Below are 11,026 nucleotides of genomic sequence, written 5' to 3'. Positions count from 1 at the left end.
CTTTGTGGAAGAATGCCCCGATGGAGCGGATCTCGCGGAACGGCAGGCCCTGCTGGGTGCTGGTGGGAGGACGGCGGCGCCTGGGGCGGGCCCTGGCTGAGGATCTGGCCGGGGACCATGATCTGGTGCTGACCAGCTCGGAACCCTGGGATGGGGAAACGTGGGTGGAGGACCTTTCGAAGCGGGCAGGGATCCGGACGATTGTATGGAATGCCGAGAACCCGGATGTGAGCTCCAGAATGATGGCAGATCTCCAGTCCTTGAAGGCGGCTGGTGGACTGATTTCGGGCGCCGTGCTGCTGGCTGGGACCTTCCCTGAGCAGCCGCTCGGAACCTGGACGCCCGAGCGGCTCGACGCCACCTGGCGCGTGAACCTCAGCTTCCCCTTCCTCTGCGCCCAGGCCCTGGCGCCGCACCTGTGCGAGGGCGCCTGCCTCCAGATCCTCCTGGACACGTCCATCCACCACCCTTGGCTGAAGCGCCTGCCCTACAGCGCGGCCAAGGCTGGGCTCGCGGCCCTGGTGCCCGGGCTCGCGCAGCTCCTGGGGCCCAGGGTGCGCGTGGTGGGCCACGCCCTGGGGGCGATCCTGCCCGCGGAAGGCAGCGATGAGGCGTTCCTGGCCGACCGGACCTTGGTGAAGCGCCTGGGCGACCCTGCGGACCTCGCCCGAGCGGTGCGCTACGCCGCCGACAGCCCCTTCCTCACGGGGGACATCCTCACCCTGGACGGGGGGCGGCGCTGGGTGGATCGGTAGGGCGAAGTTCTTCCCGGCATCGAGGCTGGCGCGCTCGCGGCGCGAGCGCGGACGGGCGCGCCAAGCGCGCCCGGGAGGAGAACGGGCACAATAAGAAGTCAGGTGGCAGATGAAGTTCAAGGTCAACGAGGTGTTCCACAGCATCCAGGGGGAGGGCGCCCGCATTGGCCGGCCCTGCCTGTTCATCCGCCTGACGGGGTGCCCGCTGCGCTGCACCTACTGCGACACCGAGTACGCCTTCTACGACGGCACCATGCGAAGTCTGGAAGAGCTCCTCACCGAGACCCGGCAGCGCCTCGGCCCCCCGCGGAAGGGTCCCAGCGCCCCCTTCGTGGAGCTCACGGGCGGCGAGCCCCTGGCCCATCCCCACGCCCCCGACCTGCTGCGGGCCCTGCTGGGCCTGGGCTACGAAGTGGCCCTGGAGACCGCCGGCAGCCACGATCTGGCGCCGGTGCCTCGGGAGGTCATCAAGATCGTGGATCGCAAGACCCCCGGCAGCGGGGAAGTCCACCGCTGGCTGGAAACGAACCTCGACCACATGGTGCCCGGGCAGGACGAGCTGAAGTTCGTGCTCTGCGACCAGGCGGACTACGAATGGGCCCGAGCCTGGTGCGCCGAACGGCGGGTCTGGGATCGCCTGGAGGTGCTCTTCAGCCCCGTCTGGGGCAGCCTCGACCCCGCCTGGCTCGCCGAGCAGGTCGTCGCTGATGGCCTTCCCGTGCGGGTCCAGATGCAGCTGCACAAGGTCATCTGGGGAGCGGAGAAGAAGGGGGTCTGAGCCCTACTTTCTCTGGGTGAAGTAATGACCCGCCTCGGGAATGAACCAGCAGAAAACCAAGGGCTCTGGCTGTGAGCCAAAACCCTAGGCTATTTCTTAACTGATGGCAAACATCCACTAGGGGAGCGTTCCAGAGGCTGCAACGCGGAACGCGCCGATTCTGGGATCGTTGCACGTGAAATGGAACCAGCCCTCGTGGGGACCCGAGAGCGGGTTGAACCCGTAGGTCATGGAATGTAGATCAATCCGGAGGGTCTTGGCCTCGCCAGGGGCGATCCTGATCGTGGCGGCCATACCGTATTGATCCACCTGATGCATCATGTCCACGCCGCCCATTGCGGAGTTCCATCGTCCGCCGTTCCCCCGGTCGAGAAGGGACGTGGTGGAGAAGTCAGGGAGAAGGTTGCCGTGGAGGATGAGGTCCGCATTCCCGGTATTGGCCACCACTACCTCTCCGTAGAGACCCATACCGCTGTTCTTGTCCAGGACCAAGGGAAGGGTAAATTCCTGCCCATATGCCCTACCGGCGATGACCATGCGGGGTTGGGGTGCCGATAGGTCGGGGTGGCGCATGGCGATGGTGGGATCGCCGCAGAAATGCTCCCATTCAAGTACATTTGTATACGGGAATAAGAAAGCGTACCTCCTCCCCACCCCCATTGCGAATTCGAAGCTATTCGCCTCGAGAATGTCCCTGTAGATGGCGGTGGCAGCGATGTAGGGTGCCGCGCGTACCAACAAGGTGTCACCACTCAAAGCGGTTCGCATACCGGTGTTGCCCCAGTAGGAAAAATCTCCTGCATAGCAGTCGTGGTAGGACACAAACCGGGAATGAATGGAGTCGTCGATGAACTCGGCGGTATCGGCCACATTGATGACATCGGTGGGATCTGCCCCTTCGAACCTCATCGATGTTTGAAGGGTGTGCGCCAGAACCTTCACATACTCGATGCTACGGAGGGCATCAATCAGGGCCTGCTTGGCGTTCACTGCGGGCTGCCCGTGGATGAACGTGAAGACTCCAGGTTCCACAAGGGGATGGCCAGCGGTGGCAGCAGCGATTTCAGGCAGGTTGTAGGGGTATGGAACGCCGTTGGCCAGGAATGCCTCCACAGAGGTGATACCGGGCGTATAGGCGAAGTCCATGTTGCGCAATCGGAGGTTCTTCTCCAGGTATTTCCGAATGTCCGCGAGTTGGGTTGCTTCCGAGAGTCCCATAATTCGCGATACCGCCAGGGTTGGCGCGAAGTTGATGGATTGAGTGAGGAACCAGTAATCCCCGATGACGCCGGGGATGATGTATCTCCCATCTCCGCCAGGAATGGGGGTTTGGAAGTCGTAGTTTAGGGCGCGGTAGTAATGGTCAGACACATCGTAGGCCCCCTGCGCCGCTTCATCGTCGGTGGCTCGGCGCACGACCGGGACTTGGCCAATCAAGAAGGCGAACTTGAGGTCGCTTCCCTGGGCCTTCAAGAAAGTTCGGATCGAAAGCGGGTCGGTAAACGTCGTGAAAAGTACGCTTGTGCAACCGGTGTCCAGGGCAACAGCATCCATGAATTGTTGGAGGAGAGGCTGCATATCAGCCTGGACGGTGGGGTCGACGATGAAGGCGATCCTGCCGGTGACCACCGGTATTTCCTGGGGCGGCTTTGCCACAGAACTGGATGTAAATGTGACGTCGCTCCCCAATGGTCCGACCGTGCAGAGTCCATCGGTGTAGGTCACTGGTGTGACGCCGTCTGAGGCTATGACCCGAGTTGTGAGCGGGTCATAGCCCTCCAGGGTGGTCAACGCCACAGTAACCGTCTGGCCTCCATTCACCCATAGGCTCGTCGAAGCGAAAGAGGTCCCTGGACCACTAGTGAAAGTGGCCATATGCCCCATCGGGGGGATCGCAGAGGCGTAGATCGTGACATCGGACGTGACGGGTCCAGTTGTATAAGTCGTGCCGTTCAGCGTCCCGCCCCCGCCCGAGACCGTCAGGCTCGTGTATCCGGTCAGCATGCCAACGGTGAAGGAGGCCGTCTGACCGGACTCCACCGTGATCGAAGTGGGCGTGATGGTCGTGCCCGGCCAGGCCACTGCCGTCACCGTGTAGGTGGCGGGATTGGGCGTGGCCGAGGTCGTCACGGTCGTATTCGAGGTGATGGGACCAGTAGTGTAGGTGGAGCCGTTGAGCGTGCCGCCGCCGCCCGTGACCACGAGGTTCGAATAGCCCGAGAGCAGGCCCACGGTGAAGCTGGCCGTCTGGCCGGACTGGACGGTGATCGTGGCTGGGCTGAGGGTGGTGCCGACCCCCGCCACGGCGGTCACCGTGTAGGTGGCGGGATTGGGTGTGGCCGAGGCGGTCACCGTTGTGTTCGCGGTGATGGGTCCGGTGGTGTAGGTGGAACCGCTGAGGGTGCCGCCGCCGCCCGTGACCACGAGGTTCGAATAGCCCGAGAGCAGGCCCACCGTGAAGCTGGCCGTCTGCCCGGACTGGACGGTGATGGTGGCTGGGGAGATAGTGGTGCCGGCTCCCGCCACGGCGGTGACGGTGTAGGTGGCGGGAGTGGGTGTGGCAGAGGCCGTCACCGTCGTATTCGAGGTGATGGGGCCAGTGGTGTAGGTGGAGCCGCTGAGTGTGCCGCCGCCGCCCGTGACCACGAGGTTCGAATAGCCCGAAAGCAGGCCCACGGTGAAGCTGGCTGTCTGGCCGGACTGAACCGTGATCGTGGCTGGGGAGATGGTGGTGCCCGTGCCCGCCGCGGCGGTGACGGTGCAGGTGGCGGGAATGGGCGTGGCGGAGGCCGTCACCGTCGTGTTTGCGGTGATGGGGCCGGTCGTGTAGGTGGAACCGTTTAGCGTGCCGCCCCCGCCCGTGACCACGAGGTTCGAATAACCTGAGAGCAGGCCCACGGTGAAGCTGGCTGTCTGGCCGGACTGAACCGTGATCGTGGCTGGGGAGATGGTGGTGCCGGCTCCCGCCACGGCGGTAATGGTGTAGGTGGCGGGAATGGGCGTGGCGGAGGCCGTCACCGTTGTGTTCGCGGTGATGGGGCCGGTGGTGTAGGTGTAACCGTTGGGGGTGACACTAAGTGTGCCGCCGCCCGTGACGACGAGGTTCGAATAGCCCGAGAGCAGGCCGACGGTGAAGCTGGCTGACTGGCCGGACTGAACCGTGATCGTGGCTGGGGTGATGGTCGTGCCGGTCCCCGCCACGGCGGTGACGGTGTAGGTGGCGGGAATGGGCGTGGCGGAGGCCGTCACCGTCGTATTCGCAGTGATGGGGCCGGTGGTGTAGGTGGAGCCGCTGAGGGTGCCGCCGCCGCCCGTGACCACGAGGTTCGAATAGCCCGAAAGCAGGCCCACGGTGAAGCTGGCCGTCTGGCCGGACTGGACGGTGATGGTGGCTGGGGAGATGGTGGTGCCGGCTCCCGCCACGGCGGTGACGGTGTAGGTGGCGGGAGTGGGTGTGGCAGAGGCCGTCACCGTCGTATTCGAGGTGATGGGGCCAGTGGTGTAGGTGGAGCCGCTGAGGGTGCCGCCGCCGCCCGTGACGACGAGGTTCGAATAGCCCGAGAGCAGGCCCACGGTGAAGCTGGCCGTCTGGCCAGACTGAACGGTGATGGTGGCTGGGGTGATGGTGGTGCCGGCGCTCGCCACGGCGGTCACGGTGTAGGTGGTCGGGTTCGACGGCGGGGTCGAGCTGGATCCGCCTCCTCCGCCGCCACCACCACAGGCCGCCAGTCCTACGACCAGGCCCAATGTGGCCAAACGAGTAAAAAACCGGAGCAGGAAACGGCTATTCATGACTTGGTTCACCATGAAGGGTGGATATGGAACGACTTGAAAAGGGTTCGACTCACCCTAGCCAAATTCCAAACACACACCAACCGGTGACTTAGAGATAAAAGTCACAAATAAGTCCGACGATTGAATTTCACTTATGAAGTCAGGGCAGGGCCAATGAATGGCGGAGATCCTCGCCTCGGCTGAGTATGGGGGCTACTTCCCGGCCTTCCAGGCCGCCAGATCCTTCTCCAGGTTTTCTGTGTATTCCTTCGGGGCCTTGCCCTTGGAGAGGTCGATGGCCTTCTGGAGCTGGGCGAGGGCGTCGGGCATGCGCTTGGCGTCCTTGTAGATCCGGGCGGCCGTCTCGTGATTCCAGAAGCTGTCGCCGGCCTTGAGGCTCTTCTCGATCCAGGCCTGGGCCTTCTGGGGCTCGATGCCCTGGGCCTGGCAGTAGGCGGCGGCCTGGTACCAGGGCACCCAGTCCGTGTCCGGCGCCTTCTTCAGTGTGTCCTCCAGGTGGGCCCAGTAGATGGCCTTGGTGTCGAACACCACGGGGAAGCTCACGCGGAGGTTCTCCCAGCCCAGTTCCACCGTGGCGCTGCCGGTGCCCGTGGGGACCACCCGGTAGTCCAGGTACTCGAGGAAGGGGCCCGCCTGGGGAACGGCCTCCCAGCGCAGCAGGTCTTCCGCCTGTTTGTACTCGTAGGCGCCCCACTGCTTGGCCTTCTTGTTGAGGATGAGCGTCCAGGCCTTCTCGCCGGGGATGGCGAAGAACCCGTAGGTGCCTGCGGGCACGGTCTTCCCGGCCACCTGCGCCGCGTGGCTGAGGGTGATCGTGGTGGCGTTGTTGGCACCGGTCCGCCACACCTGACCGTAGGGCACCAGGCCGCCCCAGATCTGCCGGCCCTTCACGGCGGGCCGCGCGAAGGCGAGCTCGATCCTACTGATGCCGATGTCCTGGGACACGGTGCAGGCGGGACTCACGCGCAAGGGCGTCAGGCGCACGGGGGCGGGCTTGTCCTGGGCGGCGGACGGGAGGGCGGTGGAAGCGAGTAGCAGGACGGGGAGGAGGAAGCTACGCATGGGAATCTCCGGGGAGGCGGCTGTCGAGGGTAGCATCCCGGCGCGGCGGGAGGAGGAATCGTCCCGGATTCCGGTTGAAGGCCCTGAGGATGTCCCACCAGAGGCGACGGCTCGCCCGGCCGCTGAGGTCGCGGGCGCGCAAGGCCGTCCACAGCGCGAGGGCGAAGGACACGGCGAAGTTCATCACCCCGATGAGGCCGATGCCCAGCAGGCTCCAGAGAACATCCGTCCAGGCCAGGGATCCATGGAGCCAGAGCATGGCGGAGCCCAGGGCCAGCGAGGCCGCCTGCAGCGTGACGTGGCGGACCTCGACATGGATCCCGGCGAAGGCGAAGGCCATGGGCACGAAGACCAGCAGGGCGCCGAGCGCGGTGTAGCCCGCGAATCCCGCCAGGTGCTTCTGGATGAACTGGCCAAGGGCGTCGGCCCTTTCATCCCCCAGCCAGGAGCGGATGCGGTGATTCTGGGCCAGGGCTTCGGGAAGGCAGCGGTAGGCGCTCCAGTTGGCGGTCCACCCGGCCGCGAGGCTGGAGAGCCAGAGCAGCACGCCCGTGAGGGCCGCATAGACCAGGGTCCAGCCGTGGAAGGGGTGGGTGCCACGCAGGCCGTGGAGGGCTGATTCCTGGTCCAGGGGCGGGTGGCCCGTCAGCCAGACCCACGCCGCCACGAGTCCCACGGCCACAGGCATGGTGGTCAGCACGTTGCCCAGGGTGGCGATGGCCTGAGTGCGGGTGATGGAAGCCACCAGCTCGATCTCCCGCGCCTGGCCGTCGTCGATCTCCAGGGCCCGGGCCAGGGCCGAGGCCGTCATGGCCGGCTGCTTCGACGCCAGGCTGAAGCCCAGGAGCTGCATGGCGCAGAAGCTCACCGCGTAGTTGGCGGTCAAAGTGAGGCCGGAGAGCAGGGGCGCCATGGCCAGGGCGGAAAGGCCGATCTTGAACAGGGCGGTGCCCGCGGTGAGGAGGCCACCGCCGGCCGCCGATCGCCCCATGGCCCACCACTCGGACCGGTTCCGGGCGATGTAGTGCTCCCCGGTCTCGCCCGTGTGCTCCACGACCTTGCGGGCCAGGCGCTTGACGGTGGTGCGCAGGAGGGACAGCAGCCCATGCTGCGCGGCGCTGCCCCGCACCAGCTCGGCCGCGAAAGCCGCGCCATCCCCTCGGCCCGCCGCGAAATCGAGGATCTGGCCGATCCGCGTCAGCTGGGCCTCCAGCAGCTCCAGCCGGAACACCAGGTCCGTGGAGACGCCGCGCTCGTCGAGCTGGGCATGGGCCTCGGCCAGGGTGGCGAGGCAGGCGCTCCAGCAGGCCTCCCAGGCGGCCCTGGCGGCGGGATCACGGGGCTGCTCCCCGGCATCGTGGACCACCCGCGTGAGGCGGAAGAAGGGGGAATCGGCGTCGCTGCCCTCGGGGTCCAGGGCCAGCAGATCGCGGGAGAGGCCCACGGCCGCCGCCCGGTGGGCCAGCAGGCGGGCCGCATGGGCCCAGATGTCTGGTGGGGGCGTCAGCAAGGGCGCCCACAGGCTCTTGAGATCCGCGGGCAGGCTCTCCACCCAGGCGGCGTCCTCTTCATCCAGGTCCAGGCGGTCCATCAGCGCGTAGAGGTCGCCCTCGGGATCGAGGCGGGGGATGATCCGGTCCACGATCCGCAGGAAGCCCTCGCCCATGAGGGTGGTGCGATCCGGCAGGCCCGTCTCGGCGAGGAGACGGATGGCCGACGCGTGATTCCAGGCGTCGGAAAGCGGGCCCGTGAGCCCCCGGAAGACCAGGCCCCCGTGGAGCCGCCGCAGCCGCGTCGTGCGCCGGGGCTCCCCGTCCACCGAGCTCACCGGCGAAGCTTCCAACAGCCACCGCAGCAGCTGCTCCAGGTTCGGTGCGCCGCCGGTCAGGAGTTGGTCCAGCCTGGGGTCGGACAGGGGCATCAGGACTCCGAGGAGCCCCCAGGGTGGCACACCCCTAGAATCCGGGCTTCGTCCGATTGGATGAGGCGCGACTAGTCTGGTTCAGGAACTGCTGCACTGCTTTGGGATCCACCGTCGCGGGCGTGCCGGACCAGGGCTGGGATGGGTGCAGCATGAGCAGCATGTCCTCGGGGCAGCCCACCTGTTCGTAGATGCGCTCCACCTTGGCCGCCAGCTGCGAGGCGGTGCATTCCCCCGCCAGGGCCTCGCGCAGGAGGGCCTCCCGCCAGCGATCCTGGGCGTGGGACCAGCCCGTGCTCCCGGGCCGGGGCGTCCTGCCCACCGCCTCGACACAGGCCGCCCAGAGGTGGGCCTCGAACGTCCGGAGGGCTTCCCCTCCCAGCAGACGCAGGCGACTGGCCGCGGGGCCATCGCCGGCCACCCAGGCCTGGATCTCCGCGGCTTCGAGGAGTCCGAAGTCGTGGCCGCTGACGATGTCATCCCAGCCGGGCTCGCCGTGGCAGGTGCGGAAGGCGTCGAAGGCGCTCATGGGAACCTCAGGCGAGCAGGTGAAGGGCGAGGTGGGCGGCGATCCGGGCGCTGGCCTCGGCGCCGTCCAGCATGGGGGCCAGTTCCATAAGGTCCGCGCCCACCCACGGCTCGCCCCAAAGGCGGCTGGCCTGGATGAGACGCACGGTCTCCTCGAAGCTGAGGCCGCCGGGGACTGGCTCTGCCACCGCGGGCGCGAGGACGGGATCAAGGGCGTCCAGGTCCAGGCTCAGGTAGGCGGGGCCCCTGCCCACGGCGGCGATATCGGCGGCCAGGCGCGAGGCTAGGCGCGGATCCCGCAGGTCCGCGGGCGTCCACATCCGTACCCCGGCAGCCTGGAGATAGGCCAGCTCGCCGTCGTCGAACCGGGGCGCGCGCAGGCCTGCCTGCACCACCCGCCCTGGATCGAGCAGGCCTTCCTCGAGGGCCTGCCGGACCCAGGTGCCGTGATGGAGGTCCGTGCCCCAGGCGGCGCCATCCGCAGCGTCCGGGTGGGCGTCCAGGTGCAGGAGGCCCAGGGGACCGTGCTGGAGCGTCAGGGCCCGCAGGGCGCCGAGCGTGAGGCTGTGGTCGCCGCCCAACATCAACGTGCGGCAGCCGGTCATGGCCCAGGCGCCCACGGTGGCCTGGACGGTCCGGATGGCCTCGGCCAGGGAGAAGGGCAGGGTGGGGATGTTGCCGCCATCCAGCCACCCGTGGGCGGCGCCGGAGCCCAGAAGGGGCCGCCCCTCGCGGAGATGGTCGGGCATGGGGTGGGTCCCGAGGCCCATGGAGGCTGCCCGCAGGGCCCAGGGGCCCAGGCGGGCGCCCGGGCGGTTGATCACGCCGGCGTCGCAGGGAACCCCCAGCACTACGCCTGTGGCTGGCCGCGGGTCGAGGACGAGGGGCAGGCCCAGGAAGGGCGTGAGCCCCGTGCGGAGGCCCTGCATGAGGACGTCAGTGGACATGGCGGCTCCGAGGTTCGAGGGCCGTGCGGAAGGCGTCGATCCACTGGTCCGGATCCTTGAACCCGGCCGGATGCAGGGGCGGCTCTGCCACCACGGTGAGGGACGTGCGCGTGGTGAAGAGGGTGCGGAGGTGCGGCAGGAGGGTCTCGTCGCCAGTCCATGGGTAATGGGGGGCCGGGCTGCTGAGGCGGAAGGGCTGGGCGGGCAGGCCCAGTTCAAAAACCGCCCGCAGGCCACCCTCGTAAAAGGGCGCCAGACGCTCGCCCCGGGTCGTGGTGCCCTCCGGGAAGAGCAGCATGTCCCGGCCTTCCCGCAGGGAGGCGGCGAAGCGGGTCAGGGCTGCCGCCCGGCTGGTGGCGTCGTCGCGATCCACGAAGTGGATGCCGGATTGTCGCGCCCAGCGGCCGATGACGGGGTAGCCGGTGACCTCGCCCTTGGCGATGGTGCCCATGGGGCGCAGGCTCATGAGGGCCACGGGGTCCACCCAGCTGAGGTGGTTGGCCACCCAGAGGGGGATGTCCTTCCTGGGATATCCCGCCACCTCGAGGTCTACGCCCAGGGCCGGAAGGAGGCGGCGCGCCCAGCGATGCATGCTGGGCTGCGGCTCCGCCCCGGCCGCCAGCCGGGGCAGCAGGGCGAAAGTCGGCCAGAGGACGCCGGCCCAGCTCACTAGCTCACCAGCTTCAGGCGGGTGTAGCGGGCCCGCACGCGCTCCAGGTCGTCCCGGGTGATGGCGGACCAGAGCCGGGTGTCGCCGGGGCCGTAGTAGTCGTGGACTTCCGCCACCACGCGGGCGCCCAGGGCATGGTGCACACTGCGGGCATCATCGTTGCCGGGTTCCACCAGGAACCGGCACTCCTCCACGTTCTCCTGGAGCAGCTTGGCCACCATGGCGCGGATGAGCAGGTAGTTCACCCGGCCCTTCTGGAAGTCGGGATGCACGGCCAGCGTGGCGCAGTAGACCGTGGTCCCCTTCACGAAGTTGAGAACGTAGCCCACGGGCCGGCCGCCGTCCATGGCCAGGAAGCACCAGTCGCCGTAGAGCTCGGTGCAGAGTCGCAGGTAGTGTGGGCACAGCTGGCCGGCCCCGTCCCCGGACCAGATTTCGGACTCGAGGCGCTGGAGGTGGGCGAAGTCGGCGCTGCCGAGCGGCCGGACGGTGTAGCGGGCGCCTTCAGGATGAGGGCTGAGGGTCGCGATGGTCATGGCGGGCCTCCCTGGTGTTTGGACCAGGATCGGA

General features: G+C 67.6%; 9 protein-coding genes. 2 read left to right on the top strand and 7 right to left on the bottom strand.

What is annotated here, in order from left to right:
* The first annotated feature begins 20 nt into the window (after nucleotides 1–20).
* The gene (locus MLE64_RS03110) at nucleotides 21–755 is read left to right on the top strand and encodes an SDR family NAD(P)-dependent oxidoreductase (protein ID WP_243315758.1); all 735 of its coding nucleotides are present in this window, start codon (nucleotides 21–23) and stop codon (nucleotides 753–755) included.
* A 109-nt stretch (nucleotides 756–864) separates the two neighbouring features.
* Nucleotides 865–1,533, top strand: a complete 669-nt coding sequence (locus tag MLE64_RS03105; protein WP_243315749.1) for a radical SAM protein — start codon at nucleotides 865–867, stop codon at nucleotides 1,531–1,533.
* A 117-nt stretch (nucleotides 1,534–1,650) separates the two neighbouring features.
* Here MLE64_RS03105 and MLE64_RS15690 read toward each other — a convergent pair whose 3' ends face one another.
* The 7 genes from MLE64_RS15690 to MLE64_RS03070 form a co-directional block, all read right to left on the bottom strand.
* Nucleotides 1,651–5,325, bottom strand: coding sequence for a beta strand repeat-containing protein (locus MLE64_RS15690; RefSeq protein ID WP_279342856.1), 3,675 nt, complete (start codon nucleotides 5,323–5,325; stop codon nucleotides 1,651–1,653).
* 195 nt (nucleotides 5,326–5,520) lie between these two features.
* Nucleotides 5,521–6,390 (bottom strand): DUF2911 domain-containing protein, encoded by an 870-nt coding sequence (locus MLE64_RS03095; protein WP_243315747.1) that lies wholly within the window; start codon nucleotides 6,388–6,390, stop codon nucleotides 5,521–5,523.
* Nucleotides 6,383–8,311, bottom strand: a complete 1,929-nt coding sequence (locus MLE64_RS03090; protein WP_243315745.1) for a site-specific recombinase — start codon at nucleotides 8,309–8,311, stop codon at nucleotides 6,383–6,385. The genes MLE64_RS03095 and MLE64_RS03090 overlap by 8 nt, the downstream gene beginning before the upstream one ends.
* A 34-nt stretch (nucleotides 8,312–8,345) precedes the next feature.
* Nucleotides 8,346–8,840, bottom strand: coding sequence for a hypothetical protein (locus MLE64_RS03085; RefSeq protein ID WP_243315743.1), 495 nt, complete (start codon nucleotides 8,838–8,840; stop codon nucleotides 8,346–8,348).
* Nucleotides 8,841–8,847: 7 nt separating this feature from the next.
* Complete coding sequence (locus MLE64_RS03080; RefSeq protein WP_243315740.1) at nucleotides 8,848–9,786, bottom strand: arginase family protein; 939 nt, start codon at nucleotides 9,784–9,786, stop codon at nucleotides 8,848–8,850.
* The gene (locus MLE64_RS03075; protein ID WP_243315738.1) at nucleotides 9,776–10,456 is read right to left on the bottom strand and encodes a lysophospholipid acyltransferase family protein; all 681 of its coding nucleotides are present in this window, start codon (nucleotides 10,454–10,456) and stop codon (nucleotides 9,776–9,778) included. Before MLE64_RS03075 ends, MLE64_RS03080 begins: the two co-directional genes overlap by 11 nt.
* Nucleotides 10,456–10,992 (bottom strand): GNAT family N-acetyltransferase, encoded by a 537-nt coding sequence (locus MLE64_RS03070; RefSeq protein WP_243315737.1) that lies wholly within the window; start codon nucleotides 10,990–10,992, stop codon nucleotides 10,456–10,458. The genes MLE64_RS03075 and MLE64_RS03070 overlap by 1 nt, the downstream gene beginning before the upstream one ends.
* Nucleotides 10,993–11,026 lie beyond the last annotated feature (34 nt).

Source organism: Geothrix paludis (assembly GCF_022808815.1).
Lineage (GTDB): Bacteria > Acidobacteriota > Holophagae > Holophagales > Holophagaceae > Geothrix > Geothrix paludis.
The sequence above is the reverse complement of the archived record's forward strand: the minus strand, read 5'-3'. Positions and strand labels throughout refer to the sequence as shown.

Coding starts and splice junctions, on each gene's coding strand:
- MLE64_RS03110 (WP_243315758.1), top strand. CDS start 21: ATGGAGCGGATCTCGCGGAACGGCAGGCCCTGCTGGGTGCTGGTGGGA.
- MLE64_RS03105 (WP_243315749.1), top strand. CDS start 865: ATGAAGTTCAAGGTCAACGAGGTGTTCCACAGCATCCAGGGGGAGGGC.
- MLE64_RS15690 (WP_279342856.1), bottom strand. CDS start 5,325: ATGAATAGCCGTTTCCTGCTCCGGTTTTTTACTCGTTTGGCCACATTG.
- MLE64_RS03095 (WP_243315747.1), bottom strand. CDS start 6,390: ATGCGTAGCTTCCTCCTCCCCGTCCTGCTACTCGCTTCCACCGCCCTC.
- MLE64_RS03090 (WP_243315745.1), bottom strand. CDS start 8,311: ATGCCCCTGTCCGACCCCAGGCTGGACCAACTCCTGACCGGCGGCGCA.
- MLE64_RS03085 (WP_243315743.1), bottom strand. CDS start 8,840: ATGAGCGCCTTCGACGCCTTCCGCACCTGCCACGGCGAGCCCGGCTGG.
- MLE64_RS03080 (WP_243315740.1), bottom strand. CDS start 9,786: ATGTCCACTGACGTCCTCATGCAGGGCCTCCGCACGGGGCTCACGCCC.
- MLE64_RS03070 (WP_243315737.1), bottom strand. CDS start 10,992: ATGACCATCGCGACCCTCAGCCCTCATCCTGAAGGCGCCCGCTACACC.